Origin of the sequence: Plesiomonas sp., assembly GCF_051652165.1 — a bacterium.
Lineage (GTDB): Bacteria > Pseudomonadota > Gammaproteobacteria > Enterobacterales > CAMTGL01 > Plesiomonas.
In genome coordinates, this window is the sequence record NZ_JBOFTR010000016.1 from 23,457 (window position 1) to 43,258 (window position 19,802).

A 19,802-nucleotide genomic window follows, 5' to 3' on the forward strand; every position below is an offset into this window, starting at 1 on the left:
AGGGTTGCTTTACAATGGCGGTTCTTACATAGAATCGAACCGACAACAGCAGTGATTACGGGTTACGCTTGAATTTGCTGAAATCTGGCTGGCGCTTTTCGTTAAATGCGTTGCGCCCTTCCTGACCTTCATCGGTCATATAGAACAGCATAGTGGCATTACCGGCCAACTCTTGCAGACCTGCCTGACCATCACAATCGGCATTCAGTGCCGCTTTCAAGCAACGCAGTGCCATTGGGCTGTTGCGCAGCATTTCACGACACCAGCGCACAGTTTCACGCTCAAGGTTTTCCAGTGAAACAACTGTATTCACCAGCCCCATATCCAACGCTTCTTGTGCGCCATACATGCGGCATAAAAACCAGATTTCACGTGCTTTTTTCTGGCCAACAATACGGGCCATATACGATGCACCCCAGCCGCCGTCAAACGATCCCACTTTCGGGCCAGTCTGACCAAACTGAGCATTCTCTGCTGCAATAGTTAAATCGCACATCATATGCAGCACATGGCCGCCCCCGACTGCATATCCAGCAACCATAGCAACAACCGGTTTCGGGCAGGTACGGATCTGACGCTGAAAATCGAGCACATTTAGGTGATGCACACCCGAATCATCCTGATAACCGCCGTAATCACCACGAATTTTCTGATCGCCGCCGGCACAGAACGCTTTCTCGCCCTGACCTGTCAGCACAATAACGCCGATATTATCGTCATAGCGCGCATCAGCCAGTGCTTGTAGCATCTCTTTAACGGTCAGCGGGCGAAACGCATTGCGAACTTCTGGGCGATTGATGGTAATTTTAGCAATACCGTCAGCCGATTTGTGGTACTGAATATCAGTATAACCTTCTGAGCAATCATGCCAGTCTACCGCGGCATACAGTTCTTCTTCGCTTGGATAAAGCATCAGGCTGCTTCCTATGATTGAAAAAATGGTAACAAACAAAAACCGTGATAATACGCGGGCTGTTTTGCCTCATTTACACGATTTTTAGGTCATCGCTTATGTTATTGCTTATATTAATGAGCGTATGCTCAATGTGCGATATTCAGCTTATGGCGTACTTGTGCGATAAATTCTGCAGCGTTAGCCCTGTGTGTGTTATGTCCTGCATCTGTGATCACAGTGAGCGGAAACCCGTACTGCTGGGCGATACGCTGAAATTTCACATCTTTGCTGCCAGCTAAATACATAAACGGTATAGACAAATGTTGTAATGCATGGCTCATTTGTGGCTGACGAGCCAGAGATGTGCCTTCCAGCATCATTGCTAGGTTGCACGGATCATTTTGGCTACGAGCAGCAATCATTGCACTGCGCATATCAGCACTAAGATCGGCAAATACCGGTTGGCGATACCACTCATCGAGCACATTTACCAGTGGTTGGCGGCGAAAACGCTCTGCCCAGCGATTATCATGATACCAACGGCCAAGACACTGCTCTTCCTGTGCCAATCCCGGATGTGCACCCTCGACAATCAACCCGCACAACCCAGACGGTTTTGCAAATTGCGTAGCATGAAAACAAGCAATTCGCCCACCCATTGAATATCCAATTAGCCAATAATGCTCAATACCTTGTTGCTTAAGGGTATTGATTAACAACTGATTGACCTGTGCCATACTGCGCACACGGATCGATGATGATTGGCCATGCCCTGGAAGATCCACCAGCAGATTCGGGTACTCCGCAAAATGGGGAACAATTGCCTGCCACTCTTCACTACTGCCTAAAAAGCCGTGCAGCCAAACCAGACAGGGCTGGCTATTTTCAACGGCCTCAATAGCGCCCTGTTTTTGGCAATACAGCGTAGTTTGTAGGATAACGTCCTGCTCTTGTTGCATATTTTATTCAGCCTATAAACCCTATGATGAGTAGGATAACTGAGTTGCCTCATCAAACGTTTTGCTTATGCTGCACTCTGTGGAACAGCATCGCGCACTTGTTGTAGCAACGTACGTAATGTCTCTGCACCTTCGCTATCAGCCACTTTCAGCTCCATCAGCATCGCGCCATTTTTGATGTAGGCCTGACGCAGAGCCGTACCCACATCAGCCCAAGTATAAGGGCGCGTATAGGTCATACCAAACATTGCCGCAGCATGCGAAAAATCCAGACCATGCGGCATACGGTAGAGACGATCTCGCTCTTCTGATGGCACAGGCAGCATGTCAAAAATTGCGCCACCGTTGTTGTTCACCACAATCAGCACAAACGGCACGCCTAAGTTGCGCAGCAGTGCCATTGAGTTTAGATCATACAACGCTGACATATCCCCCATGATAGCCAGTGTGGGCTTGCCACCCGCTTTGGCTACGCCTGCGGCAGTCGAGATCAGGCCATCAATCCCACTCGCTCCGCGGTTACTGAAGATCGGGTAGTTTTCCGGCAATGTGCCGAGTGCATCAATTAAACGCACAATTAGGCTGTTGCCCAAAAATACCTGTCCTTCCGGCGGAAGAATTTTATTGAGATGGTGAGCAATAGAGGCTTCACAGAGTTTTGATCCCACCTGTTTTTGTACTTGTGTATGGGAAAAACGAGCTAACGCAGACAATTCAGGAGCCCACGGTTTACGCGTGCTTTCTGCCGGATGCACGCTAATCCACTGTGCCACTGTACAAGAAATTCGGCGGCTGTGCTGATGATACGGGTCAAGCCGCCCCTGCTGCGGGTCAATTAGCCAATATTCAGGCACACTCAGTGTTTCTAGCCACTGGTTAATACGCTTAGAGATAAAGCGCGCACCAAATTGCAGCACAATATCCGCTTCAGCCAACCGCTCAAGAGCATGCGAATTGCCCATCCACAAATCGGCATAAGGCAACATCGGTGAGACACCCGACTGCACATCAGTAATCAGTGGCCAACCCAGTTGTTGCGCCCATGCCGCAATCGCCGCACCTTCACCGAGTGCCAACTGACCGACAACAATCACCCCTTTCTGACGGCGCAGAGTTTCCCACTGAGGATCAGTTTCAGCCTGCGCAACTGGTGCACTAAAGCTAACCCACGGCGTGCTACTGTGCAGCCAGCTATTTACCGGTGCTAACCACTCAGTAAACGCGTGCTGATCGTTGCCATACAAGGGTTCGGCAAACGGGCAGTTAATATGCACCGCACCACCTTGCTGATGTTGTTGATGCATAGCATCATCCAACGTTGACAGTAACCAGCGTGCCGGAATATCCGCACTTGGCCGTGGTAAGTTAAGGCTAACACAAGGGTGAGAAGCAAACATATCAGGCTGACGAATGGCCTGATTTGCGCCACAATCGACCAACTCAGGTGGTCGATCTGCAGTCAGCAGTACCAGTTTCTCTTTGGTTAACCCCGCCTCAATCAGAGCAGGATAGAGATTAGCGACCGCCGTACCGGATGTCACAATCACAGCAACCGGTTGATTTAAGGTTTTCGCCATACCAAGGGCCATATGCCCCAATCCACGTTCATCAAAATGCGTGTGGCAGGTTAGTTTTGCATGCGCAGCCGCTTCTAGCGTAAGCGGTGTGGAACGGGAACCGGGTGCAATACAGACATGGCGCACCCCGTGACGGGTAATCGCTTCCAGTACTACCCCCGCCCAGCGACGATTAAAGGCACTCATTGACATAGTCGGGCTCCAGCAGAGTGCGCAGACCGGCCGCTTTGCGCTCGATCTCCTGCCACTCAGCTTCTGGGTCAGAGCCGGGCACAATTCCTGCGCCGGCAAATAAATGAACGTAATGTTGTTGAATTAATGCAGAGCGGATCGCTACCGTAAATTCGGCGCGATCACGCGAAAGATAGCCGACTGAACCGGCATACCAGCCCCGTTCAAACGGCTCATGTTCATGGATAAATGCGCGAGCCGGTTCGCGCGGCAATCCGGCCACTGCCGCGGTAGGATGTAGCCACTCAAGACACTCGGCATCATCACGGGTACGTAGCTGAGCGGTAATTTTCCGGCGTAAGTGCTGCACTTTACGCAAAGCCAACACTTCTGCCGAAAGCACATCAACATTATCTACATGCCCGTTTAAACGGGTGCAGATATCCTCAACCACCAGCAGATTTTCATGTTGATTCTTTTTATCTGAAAGTAGCCAGTTTGCCAGTTGAGCGTCACGCTTATCATCGCCGGTACGCGATACCGTTCCAGCCAATGCCTCTGTGTGTAACGCCAACCCGTGCCGCCGGAACAAGCGTTCAGGGCTTGATCCAACAAAGCCATGTTTATCATCCATCGCCAACATAAAATGAAAGCAGCGGTGATTAACCCTGCGGCTGGCGTTGAGCAACTGTGGTGCAGCAACTGGCGTATCAAGCGTTAACGTGGTTTTACGTGCCAGCACCACTTTATCAACCTGATGGGTATCAATGGCCGACAGAGCTCGGTTGACAAGATCACACCATGCCCAGTGCTCCGGTAAATGCTGCGCATTTATCACCGTCACATCCGGCAACGTTAAGGCCGTACCACTGACTAAGGCGCTGAACTGCTGCCATGCCAGAGCCGCATCTGCACGTAAAGAGGTCTGGCTAAATAGATTAATAACCAGTTGTGCACCTTTTGTGCCCTGACTCAGCTCAAAACGCGGCAGAAAAAACCAGCCACTGAGACAACCATGACTGCGGGCATGTTCACCATCAAAAGCCGTTCCACCCCATAGACGAAATGCACTCTCTTGCTGGTGCACAAATGCACTGGCAGCATCAGGACGTGTAAAATTACGCACCTGCCCCAGTGCAGCCACCTCTTCAGAACCATCACGGTGTAACCAATAGAATTTAGGAAACAGCGTCTGTGCTGCCAGCCAGTCGAGTAACTTACCCATTTCCTGACGTTTCAGCGGAAGTATTATCCGCTGAGCACCTGTATTCGGCGGGAAAACAGCGTCGGTTGAGCTCACATCGTTCTGCGTCGGGTTCAGTTTCGCACCCTTTTTTTCTGCTGTTTTTTCAGCTGACGCGCCGTTTTCCGGCCAAGAACAGAGTAACTGATGCACACGTGGCATCAGGTCATCAAGCAGATTCAAAGTAACCTCATGCGTAAATTATCCGCTCACGGGTCATCTCTTCCCATTTTACGATCTATATTGCCTATCGTTAATCGAGAGAAATCACAAAAAAACAGTGATAAAACAGTTGTATTGTAACGCTAAATTACAATGTTTAACGACTACACCCGTAAAGCCCTGTGCTGCACACACAATTTTAATCTATTTTATCTGCAATTATCATAACAAAACACCGTAAATTTCAGTTATGCAATCCGATATCCGCTAATATCGCTACTGGATACAGAGCCTTGCTCCAAAATCAGGTTTTTGTCTTTCGAATAAGGAACTTGCGGAGTAAAGTGCTATAGATACCTACATTTTAGTTAATGATTTCAAATAATGGCGCGCTAATCATGCACTTACTCAATAAATCAATCAAATTAGATAACGTTTGTTATGACATTCGCGGGCCAGTACTGAAAGAGGCGAAGCGCCTTGAGGAAGAGGGCCACAACATCCTCAAACTGAACATTGGAAATCCGGCCCCGTTTGGGTTTGATGCACCCGATGAAATTTTAGTCGATGTTATTCGTAATCTGCCGACCGCACAGGGCTACTGTGACTCAAAAGGTCTGTATTCGGCACGTAAAGCCATTATGCAGCACTACCAAAAGCGCAACATGATGGATATTACGGTAGAAGATATCTATATCGGTAATGGCGTGTCAGAACTGATTGTGATGGCGATGCAGGCACTGCTCAATACCGGTGATGAGATCTTAGTCCCCGCCCCAGATTACCCATTATGGACAGCCGCAGTCTCACTCTCTGGCGGCAATGCCGTACACTATATGTGTGATGAAGATGCTGGCTGGTTTCCTGATATTGATGATATCAAACGTAAAATCACACCCAATACCAAAGGGATTGTCATCATCAACCCGAACAACCCAACCGGTGCGGTCTACAGTAAAGAGCTGCTGCTAGAGGTTGTTGAGGTGGCGCGTCAGCATAATTTGACTATTTTTGCCGACGAAATTTATGACAAAATTCTCTACGATGAAGCCAAACATTACTCGATTGCCGCATTAGCGCCTGATCTACTTACCGTCACCTTCAACGGGTTGTCAAAAACCTACCGTGTAGCGGGTTTCCGGCAGGGCTGGATGGTTCTCAATGGCCCGAAAAAGCACGCCAAAGGCTATATCGAAGGGCTAGATATGCTGGCCTCTATGCGCTTGTGTGCCAACGTACCGATGCAACATGCCATCCAAACCGCCATTGGTGGCTACCAGAGTATCAGTGAATTTATCCAGCCCGGCGGACGCTTGTATGAACAGCGTAACCGCGCGTGGGAGCTGATCAACCAGATCCCAGGAATATCCTGTGTCAAACCGATGGGAGCGTTATACATGTTCCCCCGCCTTGATCAGAAAAAATTCAATATCCAAAATGATCAGAAAATGGTGTTTGATCTGCTAATGCAGGAGAAAGTGCTGCTGGTGCAAGGCACAGGTTTTAACTGGCCACAGCATGACCACTTCCGCATTGTTACCCTGCCTCGAGTGGATACGCTAGAGATGGCCATCGGCAAACTTGGCCGTTTTTTTGCCGGTTATCACCAGTAAAATAGCGTCACCGTAAATAATCTTATCGGCAGTGCGCCTTCTCATGCGTCACCTTTTTTCAGAAAGGCCTTATGAGAGTTGCACTGCCTGTTTCTGCCCCTCTTTTACGTAGCGTAACGCTTTGTTTCCTATTCATGGGCATGCTGTTTTCCCTTTTCTGCGATAAACTCTCGTACAAGACAACACATAAAGCATATACCGCTTATGTTTAGCCTACTTTTTGTTTATTAATAGGCCTGTTTATTGATATACCCGTTTATTGATACGCCTCTTTACTGATGGCCTTATGCTGACGAGGATCGTTATGAATCACAGCCACTTTTTTGCCTATCTTTCACGCATGAAGCTGATTAATCGCTGGCCACTGATGCGCAACATCCGTGCAGAAAATATCTCTGAACACAGTTTACAAGTGGCCTTTGTTGCCCATGCTTTGGCATTGATTAAAAACAAAAAGTTTGGGGGAAATGTCAACCCTGAACGTATCGCACTGATTGCCATGTTCCATGATGCCAGCGAAGTGCTGACCGGTGATTTACCCACCCCGATTAAATACCACAATCCTGAAATTGCCCGCGAATATAAGAAAATTGAAAAAATCGCCGAAAATAGGTTGATTGATATGCTGCCAGAAGAGTTTCAGGAGGATTACCGCCCGCTGATTAACTCAGATGAACACGAACCCGAAGAGCAGTTGCTGGTAAAACAAGCTGACTCACTCTGTGCATACTTAAAATGCATTGAAGAGCTTGAAGCGGGTAATAATGAATTTAAACTGGCAAAAAAACGCCTGAAAAAAACGCTCAAAGAGCGCCACAGCGAAGAGATGGACTATTTTATGACCGTGTTTGTTCCTAGTTTTCATCTGTCACTCGATGAAATTAGTCATGACGAACAGGGCGAGCATCACAGCTTGTGATGAAAAATACCAACAGCACCAACAAGCCTCACACAGACAAATAACAGGATAACCTATGAAACGTATTGCGGCACTGGTTGTACTGGTCGCTCTGACCGGCTGCAAAGACAAAGAAAAAGAGCTAAAAGTCACCATTGATCAGCCCACACTGGCTCCGCAGCAAATTCAGAGCGTAGTCAGTGCATGGCGTAAACTCAAAACACTGTGCCCAGCACTTGCACACCGTGATATCACCCATGTCACCGGCATATTAGAAGATGAAAACACCATGCCGGGCTGGAGTTCAATGTATCCGCAGTACCGAAAATTTCTTTGGGTCGGAGATATGCTGTTTAACGTAGAGCGCACCTTGGGCGATGTAAATACCGATGCCAACAGTGCCAGCGCACAAAAACAGCAGTACAACTTTATGTTTGGATACGGTCGTCAACCGGCCATTTTATATAAAGAGAGTGATGTCACCGCGCTGTGTGGTTGGGAAAACAGCGTTGAACAAGAAAATGGAGTGTGGATCAAAAAGCTCTAATTGCATCACCATAAAAAAGGCGCAAACCTCAACATTCACTGCAGAAGTTGCCCCTTTTTTTAAACACAGTGCTGCTAGAACATGCAGCACTGTGAGAACATTGAGTACCACAGAACAATTTAGTACTGCTGGAAAATTTCCTGAATTTTAGCCGGATCTTTGGTTTCAGTTAGCGCCAGTTGCAACAACACACGCGCTTTTTGTGGATTAAGCGCACCCGAGGCCACAAAACCATATTTTGCATCATCAATTTCGGCATCCAGCGTCGTTGCGCCGGTCGGCACGCGTGATGAACGAACTACCGCCGTGCCCTGCTTTGCCGCCTTCTCCAGTACATCAAACGTTGTATTATACAGATTACCGTTACCCACACCGGCGGTCACGATACCATCATATTTAGCGTCAACCAGTGCTTTTACCGGCTCTACCGCCATGTTTGAATAACCGTACACAATTCCCACTTTCGGCAGTTTATCAAGTTTACTGATATCAAACTGCGCGCCTTCAGTATGCTTGCGGGTTGGTGTGCGCTGATAATCAATTTTACCGTTATGGATATACCCTAACGGGCCAAAATTTGGTGCTTGAAACGTATTCACTTCTGTTGTGCTCATTTTCACAACATTACGCGCACCCAACACCGTATCATTCATCGCGACCATCACACCGCGCCCTTTTGATGCAGTATCTGCTGCCGTAACCACGGCGTTATACAGATTAAACGGGCCATCAGCACTCATCGCAGTTGATGGGCGCATTGCACCAACCAAAACAACCGGCTTATCACTTTTCACCGTGAGATTCAGAAAATAGGCTGTCTCTTCCATGGTGTCTGTACCATGTGTGATCACAATGCCATCAACATCCTCTTTCGCCAGCAGAGCATTCACACGTTTGGCCAGTGTTAGCCAAACGTCATCATTCATATCCTGTGAACCAATTTTTACCACCTGCTCACCGGTGACATCTGCTACCTTACTCATTTCTGGCACAGCGGCAATCAGGGCATCTACACCCACTTTGCCTGCGGTATAACCCGAATCGGTGGCTGAGTTCGTGGTACTTGCTCCGGCAATCGTGCCGCCTGTTGCCAAAATGGTAATATTGGGTAAATCAGCGGCAAATGCAGCACTTGAAAACCACAATGCAACCACTGATGCACTTAATGTTTTTTTGAAGGATTTATGCAGAGTCATTAATATTACATCCATTTAGTTATTGACAAATTGCCATGAAAGTAGCAAATGCGTTCTTTAGCCGGCGCAATTATGCCGAGCGTAAATAATAAAAATGTGATTAATCGTATAAAAAAGTGCTAAGTGCAGCATAAAAACCTAAGAGTGTTAATTACCGCACATAAAAATAGCGGACAATCGGGCTCTCTTAGTACAGAGGAAGGAGGATGTGCATGATCGCCAAAATAATACTGGCACTGGCTATTACCGGTGCTAGTGCCGTGTTGCCAGTAGCAGCAAATACCACACGGCTACAGGTTGCTGATGACTCACAAAATAGCCAGCAACGGGAACAGGCCTTTGCCGCGCTCGCCTCTAGCCTACCGCCCGATCCGGGGATGGCCGGTACATTAACGCTTGAGGGCATTGATCTTGATGGCAACGGAATACGCGATGATGTGCAGCGGAAAATTGCACAGCGTTACCCTAGCGAACCGAGTAAACGTGCTGCGCTGATGCAGCTTGCTGCGGCAATCAGCCAAGGTATGATGACTTATAATCAAGAGTCAGAGGATAAAAAAGCCATCTCTGTCACCGGCGAACCGATTGCTAGAGCAGCGGCCTGTGCAACATTCCAAAATGTGACCCCCGATTTCCCATTAAAAGAAATTGAGCCATGGATCACCAATACACCTGAGCGACAGCTTGCTTATTCCGCGCTGAACGATTATCTCTCTGTAAACGGTGATTTTTATAATTACATCGTTGAAGGCGCAGCCAATTGCAAGAGTACGTTTTATCAGAATGAAGTACGTTAATATTGCGCTACAATCAACTGGCTTCCCAAATAAACAAAACAACAGGTTCACAATTGCCATAAAACAGCAGTAATGTAACACCTGAACCGCCGGGATGAGTTTTACCGGCATTCTTGACTCAATCAAACGGACGCTATGCACATGCAAACTTTCATTCCGGGCAAAGACGCAGCCCTAGAAGATTCTATCGAGCGTTTCCAGTCCAAACTGAAAGCATTGGGCTTTAATATTGAAGAAGCCTCATGGTTAAACCCCGTGCCTAATGTCTGGTCCGTTCATATCCGTGATAAAGACTGTCCGCAGTGCTTTACTAACGGTAAAGGTGCAACTAAAAAGGCCGCGCTGGCTTCTGCACTGGGTGAGTATTTTGAACGCCTGTCTACTAACTACTTCTTCGCCGATTTTTATCTTGGAGAGCAGATCGCTAACGGCGATTTTGTGCACTACCCCGATGAAAAATGGTTCGCTATTCCTGAAGACGACAGCCTACCAGAGGGTATTTTGGATGATAGTCTGCGTGACTATTATGATCCAGAAGGTGAACTGCTGGCATCAGGCCTGATTGACCTGCAATCGGGCAATGAAGAACGTGGGATCTGCGCCCTGCCGTTTACCCGCCAGTCAGACGGTGAAACTGTCTATATCCCGATGAATATCGTTGCCAACTTGTATGTGTCAAACGGTATGTCTGCCGGTAACACCCGCTATGAAGCGCGTGTTCAGGGGTTATCTGAAGTTTTCGAACGCTACATTAAAAACCGCATTATTGCCGAAGGCATCAGCCTGCCTGAAATTCCGGCTGAAGTCATGGCACGTTACCCGCATGTACAAGAGGCTATTGCAACGCTAGAAACTGCAGGCTACCCAATTTTTGCCTATGATGCTTCGCTCGGTGGCCAGTATCCGGTCATTTGCGTGGTATTGTTTAACCCAGAAAATGGCAGTTGCTTTGCCTCGTTCGGCGCACACCCGATGTTTGGTGTAGCACTTGAGCGTACGGTGACAGAACTGCTGCAAGGCCGCAGTCTCAAAGATCTCGACGTGTTTATGCCTCCGTCATTTGATAACGATGATGTTGCCGAACATGCCAACCTTGAAACCCACTTCATTGACTCAAGCGGTTTGATTTCGTGGGATATGTTCAAAGCCGAAGCCGACTATGAGTTTGCTGACTGGAACTTTGGTGATGATACCGAGCAAGAGTTTGCAGGGTTGATGAGTATTTTTGCCGATGAAGATGTGGATGTGTATATTGCCGACTACGAACATTTAGGCGTGTATGCCTGCCGTATTTTAGTGCCGAGCATGTCTGATATTTACCCGGCTGATGATCTGCTGCTGGCCAACAACAATATGGGTATGCACCTACGCGACATCATCTTAAGCCTGCCAGATTCTGAATGGGAAAAAGAGGACTACATGGCCTTCTATAACCAGTTAGATGAAGAAGGCATGGATGATTTCACCCGCGTACGTGAGCTGCTTGGTTTTGTTCCAGGAGTAAACAGCGCATGGAATACTCTGCGTATCGGAGAACTGAAATCAATGCTAGCATTGGCAGCAGGTGAGCTTGATGTCGCACTTGAATGGGCAGAGTGGACAATGGAGTTCAACGCATCAGTGTTCTCAACTGAGCGCGCCAACTACTACCGTTGCCTGAAAGCCTCATTAGAGTTGTTCTTGGATGAAGAGCGGCATCCTGAACAATATCGCTATGCGTTTGAGCGTATGTACGGCACACAAACCGTGAATGAAGCATGGGCGGCCGTTCAGGGTGAGCAACGCTTCTTTGGTCTTATCGCCTCTGACAGTGATCTAAACGAATTTCCAGCGCATCAGGCTCTACTACACGCCTATCAAAAGCTACAAAATGCAAAACGTACATATTGGAGCTAAATGCTATAACCTGTAAAAACTACCATATATGCAGTGTTGATATCGTCAACACTGCTTTTTGATCTCGATAACTGACCCACCGCAGATAAAAAAGAGACCTCTGTCCAATTTTAACTACACTTACTCCCATATAAAGAATTAAAAAACACCAAATTCATTATTTCAAACCACGTTTAAATACCCTTATTTGTGATCAATCTCTCTTTATTTTGTATAAGCAAGCCTCTAGCTTTGTTATTTTTTTTCGTAATTTAGTTACATTCAAATTTTAATATAAATCTTAAAAAAATTTTTCTTCTTGTATTTCAATAAGTTGAATATTTCAATCTGTTAATAACCTTGTAAATTGTGTTATCTAATTTCACGTATATGATCTAGATCAACTTTAAATGAAAGCCATTTTGCTAATATTATCTGGCCAATTTCATGTCAATGAGTACCCGTGTGTGAAAACAGAAAACTCATCTCATGTTGATGCTTTACCTCCAGCAACCATGGCTAAAAAGGCTGAGGATGTTGGTGTTTATAAAGCAACTAAAAACCAGAACCACTCCTTTTTACTTGCTATCATGGCAGGTGTTTTTATCTCTATTGCCTTTGTTTTTTACACCACCGTTATGACAGGGACCGGCAATGTTGCTTGGGGCTTGGCCAAAATGATGGGGGGTGTTGCTTTTGCTCTAGGTTTAATTCTTGTTGTGCTTTGTGGCGGTGAACTTTTTACCTCCACTGTATTAACGTTAGTTGCAAAAGCCAGTAACCGTATCTCTTGGGCTCAGATGTTCAAAAATTGGGGTGTGGTATATCTGGGGAATTTCATTGGCGCACTCTTTTTTGTGGGCTTAATCTGGTTTGCCGCTCAACATACTGCAGCAGACGGACAATGGGGTTTAACCGTACTAAAAACCGCACAGCACAAATTACACCACAATTTTATTCAAGCTGTTGTCTTAGGTATACTCGCTAACTTAATGGTGTGTTTAGCCGTATGGATGACTTACGCTGGCCGTTCTGTTACCGATAAAATTCTTGCTATGCTGTTACCTGTTACCATGTTTGTGGCCAGTGGGTTTGAACACAGCATCGCGAACATGTTTATGATCCCTATGGGTATTGTGGTACATACCTTTGCCAGCCCAGAATTTTGGGCTAGCATCAATGTTAACCCTGCCCAGTTTGCTGATTTAACTGTTTCTCATTTTATCTTCAACAATCTTATTCCTGTTACCCTAGGTAATATTATCGGTGGTGCGCTACTGGTCGGAATGATGAACTGGGTTATATTTTTGCGTGGAGAGAAAGTGTTACCCACCTCTCTACGTACCGCGCTTTCGCAAGAAACACCTCAGAATTAAGGTAGGTATATATAATGACCGAATTAAATCAAAACTTTGCTAACGCATGGGAAGGCTTTGCTTCCGGTGAATGGCAACACGCTGTCGACGTACGTGACTTCATTCAGAAGAACTACGCACCGTATGAAGGCGATGAAGCATTCCTCGCTGGAGCAACGGAAGCGACCACCAAGTTGTGGGATTCTGTCATGGAAGGCATCAAAGAAGAGAACCGTACACACTCGCCGGTTGACTTTGATACTGACCTACCCTCTACTATCACTTCTCACGGAGCAGGTTACATTGACCAGTCTCTAGAGACTATCGTTGGCCTGCAAACTGATGCCCCTCTGAAGCGTGCGCTGATTCCATTTGGCGGCATTAAGATGGTTGAAGGTTCTTGCAAAGTTTACGGTCGTGAACTTGACCCAATGGTTAAGAAAATTTTCAGCGAATACCGTAAAACGCATAACCAAGGTGTATTTGATATTTATACGCCTGATATCCTGCGCTGCCGTAAATCAGGCGTACTGACTGGTCTGCCAGATGCGTATGGCCGTGGCCGTATTATCGGTGACTACCGCCGTGTTGCCCTGTACGGTATCGACTTCCTATTGGCAGACAAATTCGCACAGTTCACTTCCCTGCAAGAGCGCATGGAAAACGGCGAAGATCTGCAAATGACCATGCAACTGCGTGAAGAAATTGCAGAACAGCACCGTGCACTGGGTCAAATTAAGCAGATGGCAGCTACCTACGGTTGTGATATCTCTGCCCCAGCAAAAACTGCACAAGAAGCGATTCAGTGGACTTACTTCGGCTATCTGGCTGCAGTGAAATCACAAAATGGCGCAGCAATGTCTCTGGGCCGTACCTCTTCATTCCTCGATATCTACATCGAGCGTGATCTAAAAGCAGGTCTGATCACTGAAGAACAAGCGCAAGAGATGATTGACCATTTCGTCATGAAACTGCGTATGGTACGTTTCCTGCGTACACCTGAGTACGATACTCTGTTCTCTGGTGACCCAATCTGGGCAACGGAATCTCTGGCTGGTATGGGCTTAGATGGCCGTACACTGGTAACAAAGAGCAGCTTCCGCTTCCTGAACACCCTTTACACCATGGGCCCATCTCCAGAGCCGAACATGACCATCCTGTGGTCTGAAGCACTGCCAGAAGGCTTTAAGCGTTACTCAGCGAAAGTGTCTATCGATACCTCTTCTCTGCAGTACGAAAACGATGATCTGATGCGTCCAGACTTCGAATCTGATGACTACGCAATCGCATGTTGCGTATCTCCGATGATCGTTGGTAAGCAAATGCAGTTCTTCGGTGCACGTGCAAACTTGGCAAAAACCATGCTGTACGCAATCAATGGCGGTATTGATGAAAAACTGAAGATGCAAGTTGGCCCGAAAGAAGCACCAATGACTGATGCTGTTCTTGATTATACCAAAGTCATGGATCGCCTAGATCACTTCATGGATTGGCTGGCGAAGCAGTATGTCACTGCACTGAACGTTATCCACTTCATGCACGACAAGTATAGCTATGAAGCATCGCTGATGGCGCTGCACGACCGTGACGTAGTTCGTACTATGGCATGTGGTATCGCAGGTCTGTCTGTTGCTGCTGACTCCTTGTCTGCAATTAAATACGCGAAAGTAAAACCAGTACGTGATGAAGATGGTATCGCTATTGACTTCGAAATCGAAGGCGACTATCCAAAATTTGGTAACAACGATTCACGTGTAGATGACATCGCTTGTGATCTGGTTGAGAGTTTCATGACCAAAATCCGTGCGCTGAAAACTTACCGTAACGCAATCCCAACTCAGTCAGTTCTGACCATCACCTCTAACGTGGTTTATGGTAAGAAAACCGGTAACACACCAGATGGTCGTCGCGCTGGCGCACCGTTCGGTCCAGGTGCTAACCCAATGCACGGCCGTGATGAGAAAGGTGCTGTTGCATCACTAACCTCTGTGGCCAAACTGCCATTTGCGCATGCGAAAGACGGTATCTCTTATACCTTCTCTATCGTACCTAACGCGCTGGGTAAAGACATGGAAGCGCAAAAGCGTAACCTGGTTGGCCTGATGGACGGTTACTTCCACCACGAAGCGAGCATCGAAGGTGGTCAACACCTGAACGTGAACGTAATGAACCGTGAAATGCTGCTGGACGCGATGGAAAATCCTGAGAAATATCCTCAGCTGACTATCCGTGTATCGGGTTACGCAGTGCGTTTCAACTCGCTGACTAAAGAACAGCAGCAAGACGTGATTACCCGTACCTTCACTCAGTCACTGTAATCTTGTTATTCCACGAATAACATTACAAACTGCGTGTAAATGCGGAAAAATCTGCAAAAATCGCGTAAAATAAAAGGCCCTTCGGGGCCTTTTTTATTTTAAACAGGCTGCTATTGTTCAGCCTTATGCGGAGTATTACCTCGCTATGTCAGTGAAAGGACGTATCCACTCTTTCGAATCCTGCGGTACGGTTGACGGCCCAGGGATCCGCTTCATCGTCTTTATGCAAGGCTGCCTGATGCGCTGCCTATACTGCCACAACCGTGACACGTGGGATACCCACGGCGGCAAAGAGGTGACAGTCGATGAAATCATGAATGATTTACGCTCCTACCGCCATTTTATGAAAGCCTCAGGTGGCGGTGTGACGGCATCAGGCGGTGAAGCTATTTTGCAAGCTGAGTTTGTGCGTGACCTGTTTCGCGCCTGCCAAGCAGAAGGGATTCACACCTGTCTAGATACCAACGGTTTTGTTCGCAAAATGGAACCGGTGATCGATGAGCTGCTTGATGCCACCGATCTGGTCATGCTCGATCTCAAACAAATTAATGATGATATCCACCACAATCTGGTTGGTGTATCAAACAAGCGGGTCTTAGATTTTGCGCAATACTTAGCCAAAATCAATAAAACTACATGGATCCGCTATGTGATCGTTCCCGGTTATACCGATGATGAAGCCTCAGCACACCAACTGGGTGAATTTATCAAAGATATGAAAAATATAGAGAAAATTGAGCTTCTTCCTTACCATGAATTGGGTAAACACAAGTGGGAAGCCATGGGTGAAGAGTACAAGCTGGCCGGTGTAAAACCACCGAAAAAAGAAACACTTGAGAAAATTAAAACCATTCTTGAAGGTTATGGCCACAAAGTCATGTACTAAGCTTGCTTTAAGCATACTTCACCTAAAGACCGGCGCATATCATCTGTGCCGGTTTTTTATTACACCGTATTCAATAAATATTATATCTATAACATATATTCCCTACATTCAAATTTCATAACGCTTCTATGTTTGATCAAAAATTACATTATTTTCAAGAAAATAAACTCTTTAAAAACATATTAATCTGTAATTTTAACTAATTTTTAATCACAGAGCATAAGTACTTTACTATTACAGCAATACACTATTTATTTAAATACACATTATTCTTAAAATTTAGAAATCACTGCATTTACCTGATAGCTAAATTTAAATAGCTAAAGGTAAAATAACATAAAGAGAACTGCACGATTAAAATTAATTTAATACAAAATAAATCAGGAAAAAACAATGAAGAACAACTCGATAAATACAAACACTATAAGCAATCTTGTTTATTCAATAAATGAAACAAGTCATGCTTTTGGAATAAACAATAAAGAAGCATCGTCATCACATTCATTGAAATTTGCTTTTGATAAAATAAAACACAGTTACAGTTCAAAATCCAAAGCAGAAGTCATTACTTTTACAGGTAAATCACAACATTCATTTATTAGCGTAAAGGGAAGAATAACCGAACCTGCAGCAAATGGGCATTTACTTTTAAATCCAAAAGGTGTTGATTTAAGAATAATTCCAGGGGAAATAGAAAGCTTTGTGCTCGAAAAAAACATAAATACAGATAATAATTATAGAGCTATTTTTTTAGATAAAAGTCAATCTATTGTTCTTCGTATTAACTTTGAATCAAAAGATGATATTCAAGAAACTATTACTAATATAGAATCGAAAAAAGGGAAATTAAAGAAAATAAACAGTAACAGTGATGTAGAGGAGTTATGGCGAAATCTCACTGATGTTCATCATTTTTACCCTATGCTACAACAGCTTGAAATAAGCAAGTTAGATGCGTTTAGATCTGTTCCAGATGATCTCGCTTATCAAGTTGATACCCATAGTATATGGTCTGTATTAACAGCTCTTCAGCAAAAAAAAGAACACTTTATGGCCTTTATTGGAAATAATGCTGTAGTACACGTATATACAGGGCCTGTATTAAAACTAGTGCCAATCAATAATAATAAAATCGTCATTCATGGTAAGACATATGAAGGAGAAAAGGCAATTATAAAAATATCTACTAAAGACATCGAACAAGCATGGGTTGTAAATAAAAGATCAGAAAGTGGATATATAACAAGCTTAGAGTTTTTTGACAAAGATGAAAATCATATCGCACAATTTTATGGTGTGAGAACAGAGGGTTTTAAACAAAGTGAGGTCTGGAATAAAATAATCACAAAACTTCCAGTAATAATTTAGATTTATATAAAATAAAATCATACTGCTTATTGAAAAACTCACAACATTAAGGCAGTTTATTTAAAAACAAACTATTTAGGCAATTTCCCTGATACTGCTTTCTATTATTCCGTTCTCTTACTCTATTTTTAATAACACGCATCACAATAGATGATAATAAAAAACCCTCGGAAATAGCCTGAGGGCTTTTTATTATCTACAGTAACACTTAAATAATATCGAATGCGTTACGCATTCAGCACCTGTGCAATTTCAGCAGCACACAAGTGATACTGGCGCGGGCACGCATGCCATACATTCAACATACGCTGATATTTATCCCACATCGGCATCTGGGCATTAAACCCGTGTACAGACGCATCAAACTGCGGGTAACGGCCTTCCGTTTCTACCAGAAAGCGAACATATCCCAGTAAATGTGGCTCTGTGGCCGCATCAAACCCTAAAAAACTTAAACGGCGTGAATCAATCGGCTGCTGAGTATCAGCACTCAAATTATTAAATGATACCTGCAGAGCGTGGTACATCTCCATTGCATCAATAATCGTGCGGCAATCCTCTTCGCTTAGATCACCAAAATGACGATCCAACTCCCGCAACTGCAAACCATAACCACACTCAACAATTGTCTGCAAACGACGATAACGCGCGGCATTATTCGGATCCATCATCGCCATCAAATTATACTGGTTCGATAAAATCAGACGCTGGGCGTTCGTCATTTCCATGGTTTGCTCTCCGCATAAGAAAAATAAAAGTTTTGCACCACAACAGTGTATTGCCTTTATACCGGCTCAAATAACATCAGCCACCGTATTTTCACGTTTTACACGCAAAAATCACCCATCCTGAATAAGCTGTATCGTTTCAGTTTAATAAACTAACACTGTGGTCGTGAAAAACATTTCATCCACAAAGTTGTCATAAAATAGCATGGTCATCACATCAGTTTTTTGATTTTAAACACGTTTTGTTTCACAGCCAGTCGCAAAACAAAACATTCATTGTGATTCAGATCAAAAAATAAAAAGACTTTATTTAAAGGAAAGGATAAAAACCAAAAACAACACAGACCTACTGTCCGACAATCAGACCCAGTAAGCCTGTGATATACAACACCACGCCTTAGTATATACCTCAGTACTGCAATATATGCCTTAGCCTAGTTACAACAGCGTAGTTACAGCGAATCAGCTACAGCTCATCTAAAATCTGCCATTCGGGTTTTTTAAGTGCACGATTAAGTAGATCTGCTAACTCCTGATAACGGGGATTACCGGCTACCGGTAACAGCGCCATCCCACCCGCTTGCATTTTGTGGTAGATATCTCTATACCACTGGGTCAAAGAGGGTGGCAAACGTGTATTTGCCCGTTTCCCTAACCACCACAACCCTTGCAACGGCAAACTGAGCGAAAACAGCGCCACGATCACAGCAATCGCCATATTATCGCCACCACCCACAGACATCTGCCATGCCACACTGAACACCGCCAATGCCGGCATAAAACGTTGTGCAAACTTCGTTGTTTTGATGATACGAGGCTCAGGAAAAATTATCGCCAAACGCTTCTCTACTGGCCATAAATTCATATAGGTTTGCCCATCGCGGAGCAGCTGCATCCAACCTGGATTTACATCACTCATATGCCCTCCGAATCAAAAAAAAGTGCAACGATTAAACTATTTAAGTAAAAATTGATTAAAATTAAGCTTATTTATTCAATTTATTTTGTGATTTGCGGTAAGTATCGCTATTCTATGCTCTCACACAAGCATGAACAGAATGATTCAACCATAGTCGTATATAAAGCAGGTGTCATCTACTTTTCTGTGTCAGATTATCGGAGAAACATACTTTTGCTTAAAACTGAGCACGTTTCCCAATAATGCACTACGATTTTAGGATTGTACGCGATTTGTTCATGTCATGATCATCCGA

At 45.2% G+C, this 19,802-nt stretch carries 16 protein-coding genes; 9 read left to right on the forward strand and 7 right to left on the reverse strand.

Annotated features, from left to right (window positions below):
- Positions 1-55 precede the first annotated feature (55 nt).
- From menB to ACRC53_RS09775, 4 genes are all read right to left on the reverse strand, one after another.
- Positions 56-913, reverse strand: a complete 858-nt coding sequence (gene menB / locus ACRC53_RS09760; protein WP_438643248.1) for a 1,4-dihydroxy-2-naphthoyl-CoA synthase — start codon at positions 911-913, stop codon at positions 56-58.
- A gap of 128 nt (positions 914-1,041) precedes the next feature.
- Positions 1,042-1,854 (reverse strand): 2-succinyl-6-hydroxy-2,4-cyclohexadiene-1-carboxylate synthase, encoded by an 813-nt coding sequence (menH, locus tag ACRC53_RS09765; RefSeq protein ID WP_438643249.1) that lies wholly within the window; start codon positions 1,852-1,854, stop codon positions 1,042-1,044.
- Between the two features lie 65 nt (positions 1,855-1,919).
- A complete protein-coding gene (gene menD / locus ACRC53_RS09770) occupies positions 1,920-3,623 on the reverse strand; it encodes a 2-succinyl-5-enolpyruvyl-6-hydroxy-3-cyclohexene-1-carboxylic-acid synthase (protein WP_438643250.1) in 1,704 nt (567 codons plus the stop codon).
- Entirely contained in the window at positions 3,604-5,028 is a 1,425-nt protein-coding gene (locus ACRC53_RS09775; RefSeq protein WP_438643251.1) for an isochorismate synthase, read from the reverse strand. The genes menD and ACRC53_RS09775 overlap by 20 nt, the downstream gene beginning before the upstream one ends.
- Positions 5,029-5,405: 377 nt before the next feature.
- On the opposite strand from ACRC53_RS09775, the gene ACRC53_RS09780 reads away from it, so the two are divergent.
- The 3 genes from ACRC53_RS09780 to ACRC53_RS09790 all read left to right on the forward strand — a co-directional run bounded on the left by ACRC53_RS09780 (position 5,406) and on the right by ACRC53_RS09790 (position 8,065).
- On the forward strand, positions 5,406-6,620 hold the full coding sequence (locus ACRC53_RS09780; protein ID WP_438623094.1) for a pyridoxal phosphate-dependent aminotransferase: 1,215 nt from the start codon (positions 5,406-5,408) through the stop codon (positions 6,618-6,620).
- Positions 6,621-6,924: 304 nt separating this feature from the next.
- The gene (gene yfbR / locus ACRC53_RS09785) at positions 6,925-7,539 is read left to right on the forward strand and encodes a 5'-deoxynucleotidase (protein WP_438623093.1); all 615 of its coding nucleotides are present in this window, start codon (positions 6,925-6,927) and stop codon (positions 7,537-7,539) included.
- A gap of 55 nt (positions 7,540-7,594) precedes the next feature.
- A complete protein-coding gene (locus ACRC53_RS09790; RefSeq protein ID WP_438623092.1) occupies positions 7,595-8,065 on the forward strand; it encodes a hypothetical protein in 471 nt (156 codons plus the stop codon).
- Between the two features lie 119 nt (positions 8,066-8,184).
- Here ACRC53_RS09790 and ansB read toward each other — a convergent pair whose 3' ends face one another.
- Entirely contained in the window at positions 8,185-9,261 is a 1,077-nt protein-coding gene (gene ansB, locus ACRC53_RS09795) for an L-asparaginase 2 (protein ID WP_438623091.1), read from the reverse strand.
- Between the two features lie 212 nt (positions 9,262-9,473).
- On the opposite strand from ansB, the gene ACRC53_RS09800 reads away from it, so the two are divergent.
- From ACRC53_RS09800 to ACRC53_RS09825, 6 genes are all read left to right on the forward strand, one after another.
- Positions 9,474-10,058 (forward strand): hypothetical protein, encoded by a 585-nt coding sequence (locus ACRC53_RS09800; RefSeq protein ID WP_438643252.1) that lies wholly within the window; start codon positions 9,474-9,476, stop codon positions 10,056-10,058.
- A 141-nt stretch (positions 10,059-10,199) separates the two neighbouring features.
- Positions 10,200-11,954: a 30S ribosomal protein S12 methylthiotransferase accessory factor YcaO gene (gene ycaO / locus ACRC53_RS09805; RefSeq protein ID WP_438643253.1), complete on the forward strand. Its 1,755-nt coding sequence runs from the start codon at positions 10,200-10,202 to the stop codon at positions 11,952-11,954.
- Between the two features lie 446 nt (positions 11,955-12,400).
- Positions 12,401-13,309, forward strand: coding sequence for a formate transporter FocA (gene focA / locus ACRC53_RS09810; protein ID WP_438643254.1), 909 nt, complete (start codon positions 12,401-12,403; stop codon positions 13,307-13,309).
- 14 nt (positions 13,310-13,323) lie between these two features.
- The gene (pflB, locus tag ACRC53_RS09815) at positions 13,324-15,606 is read left to right on the forward strand and encodes a formate C-acetyltransferase (protein ID WP_438643255.1); all 2,283 of its coding nucleotides are present in this window, start codon (positions 13,324-13,326) and stop codon (positions 15,604-15,606) included.
- A 145-nt stretch (positions 15,607-15,751) separates the two neighbouring features.
- Positions 15,752-16,492 carry a pyruvate formate lyase 1-activating protein gene (gene pflA, locus ACRC53_RS09820; protein ID WP_438623086.1) on the forward strand — a complete coding sequence of 247 codons (741 nt, stop codon included), beginning with the start codon at positions 15,752-15,754 and terminating at the stop codon, positions 16,490-16,492.
- Between the two features lie 393 nt (positions 16,493-16,885).
- Positions 16,886-17,860, forward strand: a complete 975-nt coding sequence (locus tag ACRC53_RS09825) for a ChuX/HutX family heme-like substrate-binding protein (RefSeq protein ID WP_438643256.1) — start codon at positions 16,886-16,888, stop codon at positions 17,858-17,860.
- Between the two features lie 227 nt (positions 17,861-18,087).
- Here ACRC53_RS09825 and ACRC53_RS09830 read toward each other — a convergent pair whose 3' ends face one another.
- Both ACRC53_RS09830 and yfbV read right to left on the reverse strand, forming a co-directional pair.
- A complete protein-coding gene (locus ACRC53_RS09830) occupies positions 18,088-18,588 on the reverse strand; it encodes a YfbU family protein (protein WP_438623082.1) in 501 nt (166 codons plus the stop codon).
- A 466-nt stretch (positions 18,589-19,054) separates the two neighbouring features.
- Positions 19,055-19,507 (reverse strand): terminus macrodomain insulation protein YfbV, encoded by a 453-nt coding sequence (gene yfbV, locus ACRC53_RS09835; RefSeq protein ID WP_438643257.1) that lies wholly within the window; start codon positions 19,505-19,507, stop codon positions 19,055-19,057.
- Positions 19,508-19,802 lie beyond the last annotated feature (295 nt).

What these genes read in the sequence shown, in the direction of transcription:
- ACRC53_RS09780 (WP_438623094.1), top strand. Translation starts at nt 5,406, where the DNA reads ATGCACTTACTCAATAAATCAATCAAATTAGATAACGTTTGTTATGAC.
- pflB (WP_438643255.1), top strand. Translation starts at nt 13,324, where the DNA reads ATGACCGAATTAAATCAAAACTTTGCTAACGCATGGGAAGGCTTTGCT.
- menD (WP_438643250.1), bottom strand. Translation starts at nt 3,623, where the DNA reads ATGTCAATGAGTGCCTTTAATCGTCGCTGGGCGGGGGTAGTACTGGAA.
- yfbR (WP_438623093.1), top strand. Translation starts at nt 6,925, where the DNA reads ATGAATCACAGCCACTTTTTTGCCTATCTTTCACGCATGAAGCTGATT.
- ACRC53_RS09800 (WP_438643252.1), top strand. Translation starts at nt 9,474, where the DNA reads ATGATCGCCAAAATAATACTGGCACTGGCTATTACCGGTGCTAGTGCC.
- menH (WP_438643249.1), bottom strand. Translation starts at nt 1,854, where the DNA reads ATGCAACAAGAGCAGGACGTTATCCTACAAACTACGCTGTATTGCCAA.
- yfbV (WP_438643257.1), bottom strand. Translation starts at nt 19,507, where the DNA reads ATGAGTGATGTAAATCCAGGTTGGATGCAGCTGCTCCGCGATGGGCAA.
- pflA (WP_438623086.1), top strand. Translation starts at nt 15,752, where the DNA reads ATGTCAGTGAAAGGACGTATCCACTCTTTCGAATCCTGCGGTACGGTT.
- menB (WP_438643248.1), bottom strand. Translation starts at nt 913, where the DNA reads ATGCTTTATCCAAGCGAAGAAGAACTGTATGCCGCGGTAGACTGGCAT.
- ACRC53_RS09790 (WP_438623092.1), top strand. Translation starts at nt 7,595, where the DNA reads ATGAAACGTATTGCGGCACTGGTTGTACTGGTCGCTCTGACCGGCTGC.
- ycaO (WP_438643253.1), top strand. Translation starts at nt 10,200, where the DNA reads ATGCAAACTTTCATTCCGGGCAAAGACGCAGCCCTAGAAGATTCTATC.
- ACRC53_RS09830 (WP_438623082.1), bottom strand. Translation starts at nt 18,588, where the DNA reads ATGGAAATGACGAACGCCCAGCGTCTGATTTTATCGAACCAGTATAAT.
- ansB (WP_438623091.1), bottom strand. Translation starts at nt 9,261, where the DNA reads ATGACTCTGCATAAATCCTTCAAAAAAACATTAAGTGCATCAGTGGTT.
- ACRC53_RS09825 (WP_438643256.1), top strand. Translation starts at nt 16,886, where the DNA reads ATGAAGAACAACTCGATAAATACAAACACTATAAGCAATCTTGTTTAT.